General features: G+C 32.7%; 16 protein-coding genes. 3 read left to right on the top strand and 13 right to left on the bottom strand.

Annotated elements, in window-relative coordinates; translation table 11 throughout:
* Position 1: 1 nt before the first annotated feature.
* The 3 genes from EV145_RS11630 to lipA form a co-directional block, all read right to left on the bottom strand.
* The gene (locus EV145_RS11630; RefSeq protein WP_133525389.1) at positions 2-2176 is read right to left on the bottom strand and encodes an ATP-binding protein; all 2175 of its coding nucleotides are present in this window, start codon (positions 2174-2176) and stop codon (positions 2-4) included.
* A gap of 26 nt (positions 2177-2202) precedes the next feature.
* Positions 2203-3201 carry a type I glyceraldehyde-3-phosphate dehydrogenase gene (gap, locus tag EV145_RS11625; protein WP_133525388.1) on the bottom strand — a complete coding sequence of 333 codons (999 nt, stop codon included), beginning with the start codon at positions 3199-3201 and terminating at the stop codon, positions 2203-2205.
* Between the two features lie 101 nt (positions 3202-3302).
* The gene (lipA, locus tag EV145_RS11620) at positions 3303-4169 is read right to left on the bottom strand and encodes a lipoyl synthase (protein ID WP_133525387.1); all 867 of its coding nucleotides are present in this window, start codon (positions 4167-4169) and stop codon (positions 3303-3305) included.
* Between the two features lie 329 nt (positions 4170-4498).
* Here lipA and EV145_RS11615 point away from each other — a divergent pair, with 329 nt between their 5' ends.
* Entirely contained in the window at positions 4499-5383 is an 885-nt protein-coding gene (locus EV145_RS11615) for a M48 family metalloprotease (RefSeq protein WP_133525386.1), read from the top strand.
* Positions 5384-5427: 44 nt separating this feature from the next.
* Here EV145_RS11615 and EV145_RS11610 read toward each other — a convergent pair whose 3' ends face one another.
* The 10 genes from EV145_RS11610 to recF all read right to left on the bottom strand — a co-directional run bounded on the left by EV145_RS11610 (position 5428) and on the right by recF (position 14491).
* Positions 5428-5808, bottom strand: coding sequence for a PH domain-containing protein (locus EV145_RS11610; protein ID WP_026727729.1), 381 nt, complete (start codon positions 5806-5808; stop codon positions 5428-5430).
* A gap of 179 nt (positions 5809-5987) precedes the next feature.
* On the bottom strand, positions 5988-6812 hold the full coding sequence (locus EV145_RS11605; RefSeq protein WP_133525385.1) for an energy transducer TonB: 825 nt from the start codon (positions 6810-6812) through the stop codon (positions 5988-5990).
* 155 nt (positions 6813-6967) lie between these two features.
* Positions 6968-7519 carry an RNA polymerase sigma factor gene (locus tag EV145_RS11600; RefSeq protein WP_133525384.1) on the bottom strand — a complete coding sequence of 184 codons (552 nt, stop codon included), beginning with the start codon at positions 7517-7519 and terminating at the stop codon, positions 6968-6970.
* Positions 7510-8616: a glycosyltransferase gene (locus EV145_RS11595; protein ID WP_133525383.1), complete on the bottom strand. Its 1107-nt coding sequence runs from the start codon at positions 8614-8616 to the stop codon at positions 7510-7512. The genes EV145_RS11600 and EV145_RS11595 overlap by 10 nt, the downstream gene beginning before the upstream one ends.
* A gap of 83 nt (positions 8617-8699) precedes the next feature.
* Positions 8700-9314, bottom strand: a complete 615-nt coding sequence (locus tag EV145_RS11590) for an FMN-binding negative transcriptional regulator (RefSeq protein WP_133525382.1) — start codon at positions 9312-9314, stop codon at positions 8700-8702.
* 83 nt (positions 9315-9397) lie between these two features.
* Positions 9398-10411 carry a UDP-N-acetylmuramate dehydrogenase gene (gene murB, locus EV145_RS11585; RefSeq protein WP_133525381.1) on the bottom strand — a complete coding sequence of 338 codons (1014 nt, stop codon included), beginning with the start codon at positions 10409-10411 and terminating at the stop codon, positions 9398-9400.
* 141 nt (positions 10412-10552) lie between these two features.
* Positions 10553-11395: a rhomboid family protein gene (locus EV145_RS11580; RefSeq protein ID WP_133525380.1), complete on the bottom strand. Its 843-nt coding sequence runs from the start codon at positions 11393-11395 to the stop codon at positions 10553-10555.
* A gap of 26 nt (positions 11396-11421) precedes the next feature.
* Entirely contained in the window at positions 11422-12468 is a 1047-nt protein-coding gene (locus EV145_RS11575; RefSeq protein ID WP_133525379.1) for a glycosyltransferase, read from the bottom strand.
* A gap of 92 nt (positions 12469-12560) precedes the next feature.
* On the bottom strand, positions 12561-13238 hold the full coding sequence (locus tag EV145_RS11570; protein ID WP_133525378.1) for a DUF2461 domain-containing protein: 678 nt from the start codon (positions 13236-13238) through the stop codon (positions 12561-12563).
* A 173-nt stretch (positions 13239-13411) separates the two neighbouring features.
* Positions 13412-14491 (bottom strand): DNA replication/repair protein RecF, encoded by a 1080-nt coding sequence (gene recF / locus EV145_RS11565; RefSeq protein WP_133525377.1) that lies wholly within the window; start codon positions 14489-14491, stop codon positions 13412-13414.
* 241 nt (positions 14492-14732) lie between these two features.
* Between recF and EV145_RS11560 the strand changes: the two genes are divergently transcribed.
* Together EV145_RS11560 and ribH are read left to right on the top strand one after the other, a co-directional pair.
* Positions 14733-15512 (top strand): tetratricopeptide repeat protein, encoded by a 780-nt coding sequence (locus EV145_RS11560; RefSeq protein WP_133525376.1) that lies wholly within the window; start codon positions 14733-14735, stop codon positions 15510-15512.
* A gap of 107 nt (positions 15513-15619) precedes the next feature.
* Positions 15620-16192, top strand: a complete 573-nt coding sequence (gene ribH / locus EV145_RS11555; protein ID WP_133525375.1) for a 6,7-dimethyl-8-ribityllumazine synthase — start codon at positions 15620-15622, stop codon at positions 16190-16192.
* Positions 16193-16286 lie beyond the last annotated feature (94 nt).

Raw genomic sequence — 16286 nt, 5'->3', positions numbered from 1 at the left:
ATCAATCAAAAAACTTAGCAATTGTACTGTAAAATTCGTCAGGGACAAACGGTTTTGTAATTACATCGTTCATTCCGAAGGATAAAAGCATATCTCTGTTTTCGTCAAGAGAAATGGCAGTCAAGGCAATAATAGGAGTGGTTTTGTCAAACTCTCTAATAAGTTTTGTAGCTGTCGTTCCGTTAATGCCAGGTAAATGAACATCCATTAAAACCATATCAAAACGATTTACTTTTAAAAGCTCTACTGCTTCTTCACCATTGTCGATAATCTGACATTGAATAGCTTTGTTTTCGAGCATTTTTCGAGTAATCATCTGATTGATTTTGTTGTCTTCAATCAGTAAAATCGATTTATGTTCTAATTGCTTGTCGTTGTAAAGTTTGGTAGTTTCTTCTTTAACTTCCAGTGGTTCTTTATTGATATTGAAATTAAGCCTAAATGTAAAAGTTGATCCTTTTCCAACTTCGCTTTTAAGTTTTATTTCGCCTCCCAAAAGTTCAATTAATTTTTTTACAATAGTTAGTCCTAGACCAGTTCCTCCATATTTGCGGTTTACTTCAATAGAGCCTTGGGAAAAACTCTCAAAAACAGTCTGCAGTTTATCTTCAGGAATGCCAATTCCGGTATCAACAATCTCAAAATAAACGGTTGCATTTTCTTCTTCAATTGCGTACAATTTTGCAATAACGTTGACATGTCCGTTTTGGGTGAATTTTAAAGCATTGTTGATTAAGTTAAGTATGATTTGAGATAATTTTGTTGGATCTCCAATTAAATTATCAGGAATCGTTTCGTCAATTTCAAGATTAAAATAGTTTTTATTAGCGGTCGCTAATTCTTTTAAAGAACTCTGAATGTTGAATAAAAGTTCTTTTAAATTGAAACTAATGTATTCAACTTCAACTTTTGTAGAGTCGATTTTATTGATTTCCAGAATTTCATTAATAAAGGTTGTGAGATAGTTTCCTGAAAATTTCAGTGATTCTAAATATTTCAACTGATTTTTTTTCGGATTATCTTCTAAAAGCAAATGCGTAATTCCGTTAATAGCGTTCAGCGGCGTTCGGAGTTCGTGGCTTACCGTTGATAAAAATTCAGATCTGGCTTTTGATGCTTTTTCGGCTTTGTTTTTGGCCAGAATAAGTTCTTTGTTTTTTTCTCTTAAAAGTAAATTATTCTGATTTCGTATAATATTGTTTTTGTATAAAGCCAAACTTAAAAGTGATAAAATAGAAATTAAGGCAATTGCCAAAATACTTACCAATTTTGAATAGCGATACGTTTTTAATTGAATTTTTTGATCGCTTTCGCGTTTAAGTGTATTGTTGATTGACTGCGTTTTTTTGAATTTCTCAAATTCATTGAGATCCAGTTTCGCATTTTTAAGTTTTAAAATATAATTCTCAATCTGATAATGTTCGTCGAGATAAGAATAGGCAAGATCAAAATTTCTGTTTTTTTTGTAGTACTGACTAATAGCGAGAATGATCTTTGATTTTTGAAACAGATCATTGTTTTTAGCGCTGTACTCCAAGGCATTGTCAAAATAAACTAAGGCGGAGTCATTTCGTTTCAGAGTTGTTTCAATCAATCCAAGCTGATAATAAGAATCTGCTTTGGTTTTGATAATTTTTGGATTATCAGGTTTCTTTATTATTTTTTGGAAAGTTTTAGCAGCAAGCGGTAGATTTTTGCCAATTTTAAGCGCCGTTGCTTTTTGATAATCTAAAACTTCTGCATGATCAACAAGTTTTAACTGTTTGAGCAGGCTGTCTGCTTTTTTATAGTAAATATTGCCAATCTCAAAGTTTCCCTGAGCTGTATTAGTGGCACCAATGTAATGCAAGGCCAAGATTTTGGTACAAGTTGGTTTTACCTTATCGAACAAAGAAACGCTTTTGTGAAAGTTTTTTAATGCTGCATCATATTTCTGCTGGTTGTAGTAAATTTTTCCCAGTTTGAAAGTTTGATTGGCTAGATTTTCACCTTTATTGTTAGTCTGACAAAAATCAATAGATTTTTTAGTGTAAAAAACAGCCTGATTATACTTCTTCTTATCAAGATTTGAGTTGGCGAGTTTATTATAATAGGAAATACTATCTGTATTCTTTTTAGTTTGAGAATACAAAAATGAATTTAAAAAACAAACAAGAATAAGAATGCGGTATTTCATGTATGGCAATGCTTTTACAATGAATTCTATGTTTTTCTTATCAGTAAAATCAAATCTATTAATCTTGATGAATAACCAATTTCATTATCGTACCAGCCCACTACTTTTACCATTTTATCAATGACCGAAGTAAGTTGCGCGTCAAATAAGCACGAATGCGTATTGCCAATTATATCAACAGAAACGATAGGATCTTCTGTGTAATCTAGTATTCCTTTTAAATTTGTTTTTGAGGCTAATTCAAATGCTTTATTAATTTCTTCAATAGTAACAGCACGTTTTACATTGAACGTAATGTCTGTTAATGAACCATCGGGAACTGGGACACGAATACCGCATCCTCCGATTTTTTGATGCAATTTAGGAAAAATTTTTGTTAATGCCTTAGCTGCACCTGTAGTTGTTGGAACAATTGACTGACTTGCGCCTCTCGCCCTGCGTAAATCCTTATGTGGTTGATCATGAAGGCTTTGGTCAGTAGTGTATGAATGTATTGTTGTAATGTAAGCTTGTTCGATACCGCACAATTCATCAATGATTTTAATCATTGGCGCCGCATTGTTTGTTGTACAGCTTGCGTTTGAAACTATTGTTTCGTTTCCGTCTAAAATATTTTCATTAACACCTAAAACTACTGTTTTGATGGTGTCAACTTCTGATGGAGCTGAAAGAATTACTTTTTTAGCGCCAGCGTCCAGATGCGCATTTAATTCTTCGTGCGTTTTATATTTTCCAGTTGATTCAACTACAAAATCAATATTATGGCTTTTCCAGTCTAAATTAGAAATGCTTTTTTCATGAAAAAATAAAAACGGCCTATTATCAACAATAATTGATTCTTCATTATGACTCACGGCATAAGGCAAAACACCATGAATGCTGTCGTATTTTATTAAATGTGCCATTGTTTTGTTGTCAGCAATATCGTTGATAGCAACAACTTCAATTTCGGGATGGTTTAAAAGCAGGCGAAATAAATTTCTTCCAATTCTTCCAAAACCATTTATAGCAATTCTTGTTTTCAATTATCTGGTTTATTCGTTTAATCGTTGAAATCGTTTAATTGTTTTAAACCGTTAAGCGCATCTACGATTAAACGATTAACCAATTAAACGATTAACCTTTATTATAAAATATGTTTTTGTGCTTTGTATGAAGAACGAACCAAAGGTCCGCTTTCGACATGACGAAAACCTAATTCAAGTCCAAATTTTTCGTATTTCTCAAATTGTTCTGGAGTAATGAATTCCTTTACAGGCAAATGTTTTTTGCTTGGCTGTAAGTATTGGCCAATAGTTACAACATCAACATTTGCATTGCGTAAGTCTGTCATCGTTTGAAAAACTTCTTCTTCAGTTTCGCCAAGACCTAGCATAATACCAGATTTGGTTCTGTTGATTCCTTTTTCTTTTAAGTAGCGCAAAACTTCAAGACTGCGGTCATATTTTGCCTGAATACGTACTTCGCGTGTTAGACGTCGAACCGTTTCCACGTTATGCGAAACTACTTCAGGATTTGCTTCAACAATTCTGTCGATATTCCTTTCGATTCCCTGAAAATCCGGGATTAAAGTTTCTAAGGTAGTATTTGGGTTCATTCGGCGGATTGCTTTTACTGTTTCTATCCAGATGATAGAACCGCCATCTTTTAAATCATCTCTGTCAACACTTGTAATAACAGCGTGTTTAATATTCATGATTTTAATAGAACGCGCCACTTTTTCAGGTTCATCCCAGTCTACTGTTTCAGGTCTTCCGGTTTTTACACCGCAAAAACCACACGAACGCGTACAAACATTTCCCAAAATCATAAAAGTAGCTGTTCCTTCACCCCAGCATTCACCCATATTTGGGCAACTTCCAGAAGTGCAAATCGTGTTTAAGCTGTATTTATCAACTAAACCACGAAGTTCAGTATATTTTTGTCCAATAGGAAGTTTAACCTTTAACCATTTTGGTTTTCCTGTTGGTATATTTTCAATGACTGTTTCCATATATCAAAATTCAAAACACAAAGATAAGGAATGTAGTTTATTTTGAGATTTGTTTACGGTTTAATTTGATGCATTGATATTTGTGAAATGAGAAGTCGCTTTTGAGTATAATTTGCTTTTAATGTTAAAAATGCGGTTTTTCTGAATTGCATTTGTCAAAATATTCCTGTTTTTGTTTCTCTGTGCCCATAACTCCTATAATTGTGATATCTAATTGGCTTTTAATCCTTTAAAATTTATATCTTTATTTGTTATAAAATCGCGTTTTTCAAAATAAAATTAGAAATTTAATGTAGTACATTTGTTGTTAAATTGTAATAAATAAAAACATGAAAAAGAAATTAATAGTTTTAGGAATTTTATTTGCCACATTGGGAGTTGCTAAAATGAATGCGCAAATTAATTTAGGTGATAAGGCAATGGGAGCACTTCAAAAAGGTGTTACTAGTTTTACCTTGACCAATGCAGATGCGGCAGCTTTATCTAAAGAAGCTGTTCGTAAATTAGATTCTACTAATGAAGTTGCTGGACCAAATGACGGTTATACTCTAAGATTAAACAGAGTTTTTGGAAAATATACTTCAGGTGAAGGATATACGCTGAATTATAAAGTTTATAAATTGAAAGAAGTAAATGCGTTTGCAACAGCTGATGGAAGTGTTCGCGTATATTCTGGCTTAATGGATATCATGGATGATAATGAATTGCTGGCAGTTATTGGTCACGAAATTGGTCACGTTGCCAATAATGATACAAGAGATGCCATGCGCGCCGCTTATCAAAAAGAAGCTTTAATCGATGGGGCGTCTTCACAATCTGTAAAAATTAGTACTGTTACTGATAGTCAGTTAGGGAAAATTGGAAGCGCAATGATTGATAGCAAGCACAGTCGTAAGCAAGAAGCTGAAGCCGATTTGTTTTCGTATAACTTTTTAAAGAAAAATGGCTACGATGTTAATGCTGAAGAATCTGCTTTTAGAATTTTGGCTAAAATGAGTGAAGGATCTGAAGCTTCATTTCTTGACAAAATGATGAGTTCGCATCCTGATTCTGCTAAAAGAGCTGATGATGCAAAAAAGAGAGCTGAAAAAGATGGTTTGTATAAGCCATATGTACAGCAGAAAATCGTAAATACTGCTCCAGTTGTTAAAGCTACTACCACAAAAAAAGCAACGACAACCAAGAAAACAACGACCACAGCTAAAAAGAAATAAAACAAAAAACGGCAAATTTTAATTTGCCGTTTTTTTTATTCTAATTATCCTAAAACGTGATGTGCCAAAACTTTTTGAACATCATACACATTTACTGATTTATTGAATTGCTTCACAATACTTGGATTTAATTCGCTTGAAACCCAAATTTTCAATTCGGCATCCAAATCAAAAGTACCCGCAGTTTCTACGCTGAAACGAGTAATGCTTTTATAAGCAATTGATTTGTATTCTGTTTTGCTTCCTGTAATTCCTTGTACGTCAACTAGGATTAATCTTTTATTTGTGAAAATAAAAGTATCGCGAATTAATTTGAAACCCATTTCAATTTCTTCATTATCAGTTAAGAGCTGACCATATTTTTTTAATAGATCATCTTGGCTGACAGTGCCTGCGTTGCCCATTAGTGCAGAAAATATTCCCATTTTTTAGTTTTTAATTTTAATAAAATTGTTTTTGGTTTTTAAGGAACAGCAAAAGTAAGTAAAATTAAAAAAGAAGCTCGTTTTTCATTAGATAAGAAATGGAATTCGTGAGATATAAATTCGTGAGCATAAAAAAAGCAGAACCTAAGTTCTGCTTTTTCAGTTTTTCGATTATTATTTTATTCGGCTTCCGTTTTAATTGTTATAGGAAGGTTATATGCTGTTCTAACAGGTTTTCCGTTTAAGATACCTGGAGTCCATTTTGTTTTTAATGATTTTAATACTCTAATCGCTTCTTTAGCCATTCCGTAACCTGGATCTTTTTGTACTTCAATATCTGTTATTGAACCATCTCTTTCAATTACAAAAGAAACATATACTTTAAGCGTTTTTTCAGCATCTAATTCTGGTTTTCTAAAGTTGTTCCCAATATAGCTGTAAAACTTGTCCATTCCTCCAGGAAAACTAGGCATTTTGTCTAATGCTGCTGCAATTACAGGACTGTTGTCTATTGGAGCTGAATCAGCAATAGTTCCTTCTCCGCCACTTCCTGGTATTACATTTGATATTGTTCCATCACCAGGTGTAGCATTGTCTACAACAGGAGTGTTTTCAACATTAGTTGCAATTTGCTCAACAGCTTCTTCTGTACGAGATACAACAGGATTTGTTAACTGTGCAGAAGTAATTGGTTCAGTAGACGCTGGTTTTTGTGCCGGTGGAGCAACAGTTTCCTTTGTTTCTGGTTTTACCAATGGATCTACATTTACAATAACTATTGGATCTGGAAGAGTAGTGATAGGTCCGGCGGTTTCATGTGCCTTAAACTTATTAATCAGCATCGATACACTTCCTAAGGCGGCGATTAACAACAATGCAATAAATAACGCATTGATTGTTGTTCTAGAATTTTCTTGGCGCAATTGATACGCTCCGTATTCTTTGTTTTTGTTTTCGAAAACAAGATTGATCCACTTGCTTTCATAGATGCTTGATTTAGACATGATTTTTGGATTTTAAGGTTAAGTAACTTTAAATCATACGCGATTAGGATTGGGTTTTAGCAAACAACGTGTAAGTTGTTATTTTATTATGTTAGAAATTAAGTTTTTTAAGAAAAAATATGATTATATTTTATTCTTTACCTAAAGATAATGAATTATCTGTTACGTTCTATAATTTCTGCCAATAATTTTTTAGCGCGTAATAATTTTACTTTTACATTGCTTAAAGGCTCGCCAATCTTGAGAGCAATTTCCTGATATGTCATTTCCTGAAAATAACGCAAGTGAATAACTTCCTGATAATGGGGTTTCAGTTCTTTGATGCACAAAAGCAAACGAGATAAATTTTGCTCTTTAATTAAGGCATCTTCGGCAGAGGGAGTAGGGTCGGCGATATTATATGCCTGCTGGTCTTCGCTGTCTGTGATTTCGATAAAAAGATTGGTTTTCTTTTTTCGAAGCAAATCAATATAGACATTTTTTGCAATACTGATTAACCAAGTATTGAATTTAAATTCGGAGTTGTAAGTGGCAATTTTGTCGAAAGCTTTTGAGAAAGTTTCAATGGTAATATCTTCGGCAATTGTTTCATTTTCAGTACGTTTTAGCATAAATCCGTACACTTCGTTCCAGTAAAAATCTAATAAAAAAGTAAAGGCGATCTGATCGCCTTTTTTTGCTTTTTCTATTTTAGAATTTATTTCCAATGTACCGGTTTTGAAAAGATATTAGTTATAAAGATATTAATTTGTGTTAATATAAGCACTATCTCTACAACTGGAAACCAAATTTTGAGGTCTTTTTCTTTTAATTTTCCAGCCGAAAATCCCATTACAGTCCACGCAACAGTATATCGCGTTGCTACAATTGCAAGTACAGCAATCCATTGAAATTGGAAAGCTAATAAAAGAATAACCAATATAAAGAAGAACAGTTGTGAAGTATAAAAAATACCTAACTGCATTTTGTCAAAAAACTTATAATGTTCTGCGGTAGAAACATGTCTTCTTTTTTGAGTGAACCATTCTTTATATGATTCCTTTGGTTTTGAATAAGTAAAACTTTCCGGATTATATGAAATTGTTGTATTTGATTTGTTTGCGGCTTGATTTACAAATAAGTCATCATCACCAGAACGCACCTGAATATGGTCAATGAAACCGTTTACGTTAAAAAACTCTTCCTTTTTGTAGGCTAAATTTCGTCCAACGCCCATATACGGAACTCCAATTTTTGCCCACGAAAAATATTGAACCGCAGTTAAAATGGTTTCAAAACGGATTATTTTATTTAACAGCGAACGGTCAATTTTTTCATAACCACCATAACCCAAAACAATAGTTTTGTTCATGGTAAATTGTGATGTCATCGAAGTAATCCAGTTTTTAGAAGTTGGATAACAATCAGCATCTGTAAATAATAGGTATTCTTTTTTAGAAGCTTTGATTCCTAAAGTTAAAGCGTATTTTTTATTTCCCCAGAAAGCCTCGTTATTTTGAACTTTTACTAAACGAATGTTGGGATATTGTTGTTCAAATTCTTCAAAAACTTCTAACGTTTCATCGCTTGAAGCATCATCAATCAAAACAATTTCAAAATCAGGATAATCTTGTTCTGCTAAAAGCGGGATAAATTTCTTTACATTTTCTTCTTCATTTTTAGCGCATACAATTACCGAAACTGGAAGTTTTTTTGGCGTAATCTCTTGTGGTTTAGCAAAGGCAAACTTTCCAAATACACCTAAGTAATAAAAAAGTTGTACAACAACAATAGCAATAAAAAAGTAAAATAAAATTGTAAGCATCTGATTTTAATATCTTTTAATTTCTGAATCTTGCGAGTGCAAATGTACTTATGAATTCCTAATTTTCAATGTCTAAAACCAATTTACTTTCGGCATTTTGACATTTCTTTTGCAACAGCAATAGCCTGAGGGTTTTCGGTTTTTTCTAATTCCGAAATTATGTTTTTATAATTAAAATCATCACGATTTTGAGATAGTTTTTTAGTTGCTTGAATTTCGTCTATTTCAATCTCAAAACCAAAGATTCCTCTCGCTTCACGCATTGTTTTTTCTGATAAATTTTCAACACTAACAGGATTTTCTGAGCTTGCTTCGTACTTGTCAACAAGTTTTTTTAGCTGCTCAACCGAAGTTTCATAATCTACAATCTTGATTTTTCCATAAACATGTACGGCTATATAATTCCATGTTGGCACATTTTCATGGTCATACCAAGAAGAAGAAATATAACTGTGCGGACCTGTAAACACAGCCAAAACCTGATCGTTTTCTTTAAAACCTTCGGCTTGTGGATTTAGTTTTGAAATATGTCCTTGCAGAATTTCTTTTCCGTCAGAATTCATTTCAAGTTCTATCGGAATATGTGTTGCGCATAATTTTCCGTTAGTTTGATTGATGAGAATTCCAAAACTGTTTTCTTTTAGAAAAGTTCTGATTTCTTCCTGATTTTCGTTTTTGTATAAGTCTGGAGTGTACATCTTGATTGTTTTTTTGCCACAAATTACACGAATTAGCACAAATTTAAATTAGTGAAAATTCGTGTAATTTGTGGCAGAATATTTTAGATTACATTTACTTCTGCTTCAATATGAATCCCGAATTTTTCAAAAACAGTTTTCTGAACATCTTTCGAAACCGCTAGAATTTCTTGCCCGGTTGCGTTTCCGTAATTTACTAAAACCAAAGCTTGGTTTTTATGTACTCCGGCATCGCCAAAACGCTTTCCTTTAAAACCTGCTTGTTCGATCAACCAGCCTGCAGGGACTTTTACCTCTGTTTCTGAAACTTCGTAATATTTAATTTCTGGAAACTTTTGATGAATTTTTTCGAAATCTGATTTCAATAAAATCGGATTTTTAAAGAAACTGCCACTGTTTCCTAATTCTTTTGGATCTGGCAATTTGCTTTGTCTGATAGCAATTACAGCATTGCTGACATCTTTTAATGTTGGTTCAGAAATATTGTTTTTAGCCAATTCAGCCAAAATATCGCCGTAAGAGGTGTTGATTTTATGATTGCGTTTTGTCAATTTATAAATAACCGAAGTAATAATAAATTGATCTTTAGCTTCGTGTTTAAAAATACTTTCTCTGTATCCAAAATTACATTCGGCATTGCTGAAAGTTTTCATTTCCTGAGATTCAATATTGATTGCCTCGCAAGAAACAAAAGTGTCTTTTATTTCAGTTCCGTAAGCGCCAATATTTTGAACTGGAGTTGTGCCGACATTTCCTGGAATCAGTGACATGTTTTCTAATCCGCCAAAATTGTTTTCGATTGTATAAAGAACGAAATCGTGCCAGGTTTCTCCGGCTTGGCTTTCAACCCACACAAAATCATCGTCTTCCTTAATTATTTCTTTGCCTTTTAAATCAATATGAATAACAAGTGCATCTATGTCTTGGGTCAAAAGCATATTGCTTCCTCCACCCAAAATGAATTTTTTCTTGTTTTTATTTTCTTCTAAAATTGTTTTTAATTCATAAACAGAATGAACAGCAACAAATTCTTTTGCTTTGGCTTCAATGCCAAAAGTATTGTAGTTTTTTAAAGAAAAATTGGATTGGATTTCCATATATAAAAGGCTTTTTAATCTGAGTTCAAAAGTAAGGATTATAATTTATTCGAATAGATTTTCTATCAAATAACAAAAAAATAAATATTTAGAATGATGATGAAAAAGCTTTATGTAAAAAAAAAATGCGTTTATAGTTCGTTATCTTTTGTTTGAATATTCTTCTAATTTTTGCTTTTCATTTTTGCTTAAGCTGGTGATGCCTTTTTTGCTGATTTTATCAAGCAATTTATCAATTTCTTTTTGTTGATTTATTTTTTGTTCATTATACTTATGTTCAATTGAGTAATATTTTTTTTGCGTTTTAAAAAAGTAGTTGTCAATAAGTAAAATGTAAGGTTTTCTAATTATTATGTATATAAAAGTTATGCTGGGAACTAATACTAGTAGTATGGGAACATAATTTTTAGTTAATGAAGAAGGATAAAGAACTATGGCAATCAGCATACCAATTACGGCGCCACCTAAATGAGCTTCATGACCAATATTATCCCGTCTCGATTTGATGCCATAAATAGAATAAATGATGTATAATAGTCCGAAAAGCCAACTAGGAACAGAGATTGGTAAAATGAAAAGGCCAATTCCTAGTCCGGGAAATAATGCAATTGAAGCAAAAATGACGCCGCAAACTGCGCCAGATGCTCCTACGGAATTATAATCGCCATGATTTTTGTGAAGGAATAATGCAAATAAATCGCCGGCAATTAAGCTGCTGAAATAAATTATTAGAAAATTAATTATCCCAGCATGAATTTCTAAAAGCTCTGAAAACGCATACAAGCTAATCATATTAAAAACAAGGTGCATCCAATCTACATGAAGAAATCCAGAAGTTAAAAGTCTGTAATATTCTTTGTTGATTAAGATTCGATCAACTTGAAATTTATATTTTTCAAAAAACATTCTGTCTTTGAAGCCTTTATAGGAAACGACCAAGTTTATTGCAATTATTATAATGCTTATTATTCCAATGTTTGTCATTTAATTTTCAAATTATTATTTTGCTTTTAGTCTAGCAACTCATGATATTTCTCCGCAATAACCTTCATATTAATATCATAATTAGCATTTTCTTCAACAAATTTTCTATTTCGAATTATGGCGTTATTTCTTGATGCAGCATTTTCAAAAGACCAAATCAATTCTTTAGCGAGCATTTTGATATTGTCAATTTCAATTAATTGCCCGTTTTCACGATGTTTGATCCAGCTTTGGTTTCCGGCAATATCCGAAACTACTGGATAGCAGTTGCACGCCATCGCTTCAAATAAAGAGGCCGAAACGCCTTCGGTAATGGGCATGCTGATGTAAATATTTGATTGCTGTAATAATTTAGGAAGTTTGGTATTCGGAATTCTTCCGGTGAAAATTACTTTATTTTCGATTTGCAATTCTTTGGCTAAATCTTTTAAAAATTGCAATCGAGTTCCGTCTCCAACAATCGTCAGCGAGAAATCAATTCCTTTTTTATTTAGAATTCCGAAAGCTTTCAAAATTGAATCATGTCGATATTCGGGCTGTAAAGAACGCGTCACAATTGCTTCAATTTTAGCTGAATTATTAATTGAAGGTGTAAAAAGCGATAAATCAATTCCTTTTGGAAGAACCAGAACTTTGCTCATATCTACGCCAATTTCTTTCATTGAAATCGTCATAACAGGCCCCCAAGCGTGAATTAAATGCGCTTTTTTGAAGGCATATTTCTGAATGAACTTTTTAAACGGATATAAAACAGAAGTTTCAGGCCATAAATCGGTTCGGCCTTGCTGTGCAACTGCGATGTTTTTAGATCCTGATAATGCAGCAAGAAATCCGTAGCTTGTGGTTCTTTCGGCGATAACCATGTCCGGTTTTTCTCTTTGGATTATTTTTCGAATAGAAATAGGAGCGAAGAAATACTCTAAAATACGTTTGAATCGGTTGATTTTTGAATTATTTGGAGTTTGAAGTTCCCAAGTGATAATTTCAAAATCGCCAAATTCTTTCAGGCCTTTCATCCAAGTTATAGCGTCTGCCCGGTAAGATTCTCCAAGAAAAAGTATTTTTCTTTTCATTCAGTAAATGAGTTTTTTGTCGCCACGAATTTCACAAATTTCCACTAATTAATTCGTGCTAATTCGTGAAATTCGTGGCAGTTTATCTTTTTCTAAAATTCTTCGGTTTCTAAAGCGCGATTTATGAATTCATTTAAAGGTTTTAGAGCGATTAATTTTTTGCTCATTTTTGAAACGAAATCTTTCTGTGTAACTTCAGAAATATCATATTTTTGAGTTGCTGTGAAACTTTTCAGTTTTAAAAATTCAATTGCGGGATGATCTTTTTCGTAACCGCGTGGCATACTTTTTAGCGAATTGTTTTCGTTAATGTCAAGACTTTCAAATTCTTTTTTAAAATCTTTGTTGTTTAAAATTTCTTCTAAATCATCGTAGAAAAATGCAATTTCTTTTCGAACTTTCTTTAAGTCTTCTGATTCGGGAGAATAAAATCCGCCGGCAATAAAACTGGCGCCTTTTTCAATGTGAACATAATATCCTGCGCGGTTAGCACCTTTGGCTCCAGTAGACATCCAAACGCCCAAATGTGCTTTGTAAGGCGATTTGTCTTTAGAAAAACGAATGTCTCTATTGATTCTGAATGTACAGTTTTTAACTTCTAATAATTCTAAAGAGGGATCGAGCGGTTTCATAGCATCCAGAAAGTCGCTTACCAATTGATGATAATCTTTTTTGAAGATTTCGTAGCGTTTTTTATTGTCCTGAAACCAGTCTCTATTATTGTTTTTCTTTAAATCGTCTAAAAATTGCAATGATTCTTTGGTCAGCATAATCGGGTTTTTTTATTGCAGTTAATGTTTGGGCTAATTTACTGATTTAGTTCGCCACGAATTTCACGAATTTACACTAATTTTTGAATTGCTTAAGTGTTAAGCTTTGACAAAGTTTTGAACTTTGTCAAAGCTTTAATTCGTGAAAATTCGTGTAATTCGTGGCAAAAAAATTACAAATTAAATATTTTATAACTCTGATGTGTTGATTTTACAATCGCTTCTGTTCGTTCAGGATGCGTGTCAGAAATAAAAAGCTGTCCGAAAGTTTCGGTATTTACCATTTCAACGATTTTCGCTACTCGGGTTTCGTCGAGTTTGTCAAAAATATCATCAAATAATAAAATAGGTTTTACACCGCTTTTTTTCTTCAAAAATTCGAATTGTGCCAATTTTAAAGCAATCAAAAATGATTTTTGTTGTCCTTGTGATCCGAATTTCTTTATTGGATGCGAATCAATTTCAAAAGACAAATCGTCTTTGTGAGTTCCTGAAGTTGTGTAGTGGAGTGCTCTGTCTTTATTTATGTTTTCCTGAAGAAGTGATAATAAATCTTTTTCGAATAACTGACTTTCATAAACCAATTGCACTTTTTCCTCAGATCCAGTTATCGCATGATGATGTGTATTAAATATAGGTATAAACTGTTCGAGAAAATCTTTTCGTTTTTCAAAAATCGATTTTCCAAATTCATTCAGCTGCTCATTATATATAGATAAGGTGTCGTTGTCGAAAGTATGATTAAGTGCAAAATATTTTAAAAGTGCATTTCGCTGCACAATTACTTTTTGGTACTGAATTAACTGATGCAGGTAAGTTGAGTCTAATTGCGAAATAACGCTGTCCATAAATTTACGGCGGGTTTCGCTTCCTTCAACAATTAAATCACGGTCGGCAGGCGAAATAATCACAAGCGGAATAAATCCAATATGATCTGAAAATTTATCATAAGCTTTTCCGTTTCTTTTTAGAACTTTCTTTTGTCCTTTTTTTAGACTGCAGACAATTTGCTCTGTTCTCTCATTCTTTTCTATTTCGGCATCAATTACAAAAAACTCTTCTCCGTGTTTTATATTTTGAACCGCAAGCGGATTGAAATAGCTTTTTCCATAAGCCAAATGATAAATTGCATCTAATACATTGGTTTTGCCAATTCCATTTTTTCCCACAAAACAGTTGATTTTGATGTCAAAATCAAAACTGGCTTCAGAGAAATTTTTATAATTGAATAAAGAAATTTTGTTTAAATGCATTTTAAGAGGCTCTAGAAAGAAAAAATACTGTTTTGAAACCAGTAAAATTGAGCTTGTAAAATTATCTAATTTTATCGATATAAAGGACTTTTGCTATGTTTCTAGTTGATTTATTTTACCGCTTCCGCAAAAGGACAAGCTTAGGAGAAAATTATTTTTTTTAAAATAGTGATAAAATTGATTTTTTTTGCCTCAGTTTCAAGAAAAATTTTATTTTTGCCGTTCACTAAATTATTATTAAATGGCAACTTACAATAAAAGAGGATATAAGACACCAAAAGAGAAGGAAGTAAAAGAAGTTAATGAGGAACAACAGGTAATTATTGACGAAAAAGACAGCACAACAGCTGGTGTTTTTTCTAAGTTAGATGAAACTGCTTCAAAAACTGAGGATTGGGTGGCTAAAAATCAAAAAATCATTATTGGTTTAGTTGCAGGTATTGCAGTGGCTACTATTGGTTATTTGGCTTACCAAAAATTTATTGAAACTCCTAAACAGGACGACGCTGCAAATGAAATGTTTGTTGCACAGCAAAATTTCCAAAAGGCAGTTGACGGTGTTGCAAGTGATTCATTATATAAATTAGCTTTAAATGGTTCTGAAGGTAAATTCGGATTCGTTAAAATTGCTGATGAATATTCTGGAACAGATGCTGGTAACTTGGCAAACTACTATGCTGGTATGGCATATTTGAATACAGGTAAATTTGATGAGGCTATCAAATATCTTGGAGAATTTAAATCTGAAGATGCAATTTTAGGAGCTTTGGCAAAAGGTGCAATAGGAGATGCTTATTCTCAGAAAAATAACCAAAAAGAAGCTTTAAGCAATTATGTAAAAGCGGCTGAATCAAACAAAAATGATTTTACTACGCCTCGTTTCTTATTAAAAGCGGCTAAAACTGCTTTGGCTTTAGGTCAAAAGGAAGATGCTTTAAAGTACTTAAACGATATTAAAGATAACTTCGATGCAACTCCAGAAGCAGCTTCTGTTGATGTATTGATTGGATTAGCACAATAATTTAATTTATAGAGTTTAGATTTTAGATTTTAGATTCGTATTTTAGCAATCTGAAATCTATCCCATCCCGAAGTTTTGGGGTCAGGACTAAAATTTAAAATTAAAAGATGGCTACTGAAAATAAAAATTTATCAGAATACGATAAAAACACGATCCCAAATGCGAAAGACTTTCGATTTGGGATTGTTGTTTCTGAGTGGAACGACATTATAACTGAAGGGCTTTATAATGGTGCTTTTGAAGCGTTAATTGATTGTGATGTTCCAGCACAGCAAATTATCCGTTGGAATGTTCCTGGAAGCTTTGAGCTTATTTATGGTGCAAAAAAAATGCTTCAGACACAAAATGTCGATGCTGTAATTGTAATTGGATGTGTGATCCAAGGAGAAACAAAGCATTTCGATTTTGTATGTGAAGGCGTAACGCAGGGAATTAAAGATTTGAATGTTCAAACAGATATTCCGGTTATTTTCTGTGTTTTAACAGATAATAACATGCAGCAGTCAATTGACAGAAGCGGTGGTGTGCACGGAAACAAAGGAACTGAAGCAGCAATTGCCGCAATAAAAATGGCATATATTCGCCAGCAGGCTTCAATGTCGCATCCTTTTAACCAGCCATTATTGTCATCAGGTGCACTTCAAATCGAAGATAAGCCTAGAAAAATCGAGAACGAATAAAACACAATTGTTTTAAAAATACTAAAACCTATACTGTGTAAAATAGTATAGGTTTTTTGTTTTTTTTATGACTGCAGATATTCAAAATCACAAC

Source organism: Flavobacterium sp. 245 (genome assembly GCF_004362055.1).
Classification (GTDB): Bacteria; Bacteroidota; Bacteroidia; order Flavobacteriales; family Flavobacteriaceae; genus Flavobacterium.
Note: the sequence above shows the minus strand (reverse complement) of the source record. Positions and strands in the feature narration are given on the sequence as shown.

Excerpts from the sequence above, each read along its gene's own strand:
- EV145_RS11630 (WP_133525389.1), bottom strand. The coding sequence starts at position 2,176 with ATGAAATACCGCATTCTTATTCTTGTTTGTTTTTTAAATTCATTTTTG.
- lipA (WP_133525387.1), bottom strand. The coding sequence starts at position 4,169 with ATGGAAACAGTCATTGAAAATATACCAACAGGAAAACCAAAATGGTTA.
- EV145_RS11615 (WP_133525386.1), top strand. The coding sequence starts at position 4,499 with ATGAAAAAGAAATTAATAGTTTTAGGAATTTTATTTGCCACATTGGGA.
- EV145_RS11610 (WP_026727729.1), bottom strand. The coding sequence starts at position 5,808 with ATGGGAATATTTTCTGCACTAATGGGCAACGCAGGCACTGTCAGCCAA.
- EV145_RS11605 (WP_133525385.1), bottom strand. The coding sequence starts at position 6,812 with ATGTCTAAATCAAGCATCTATGAAAGCAAGTGGATCAATCTTGTTTTC.
- EV145_RS11595 (WP_133525383.1), bottom strand. The coding sequence starts at position 8,616 with ATGCTTACAATTTTATTTTACTTTTTTATTGCTATTGTTGTTGTACAA.
- EV145_RS11590 (WP_133525382.1), bottom strand. The coding sequence starts at position 9,314 with ATGTACACTCCAGACTTATACAAAAACGAAAATCAGGAAGAAATCAGA.
- murB (WP_133525381.1), bottom strand. The coding sequence starts at position 10,411 with ATGGAAATCCAATCCAATTTTTCTTTAAAAAACTACAATACTTTTGGC.
- EV145_RS11580 (WP_133525380.1), bottom strand. The coding sequence starts at position 11,395 with ATGACAAACATTGGAATAATAAGCATTATAATAATTGCAATAAACTTG.
- EV145_RS11575 (WP_133525379.1), bottom strand. The coding sequence starts at position 12,468 with ATGAAAAGAAAAATACTTTTTCTTGGAGAATCTTACCGGGCAGACGCT.
- EV145_RS11570 (WP_133525378.1), bottom strand. The coding sequence starts at position 13,238 with ATGCTGACCAAAGAATCATTGCAATTTTTAGACGATTTAAAGAAAAAC.
- recF (WP_133525377.1), bottom strand. The coding sequence starts at position 14,491 with ATGCATTTAAACAAAATTTCTTTATTCAATTATAAAAATTTCTCTGAA.
- EV145_RS11560 (WP_133525376.1), top strand. The coding sequence starts at position 14,733 with ATGGCAACTTACAATAAAAGAGGATATAAGACACCAAAAGAGAAGGAA.
- ribH (WP_133525375.1), top strand. The coding sequence starts at position 15,620 with ATGGCTACTGAAAATAAAAATTTATCAGAATACGATAAAAACACGATC.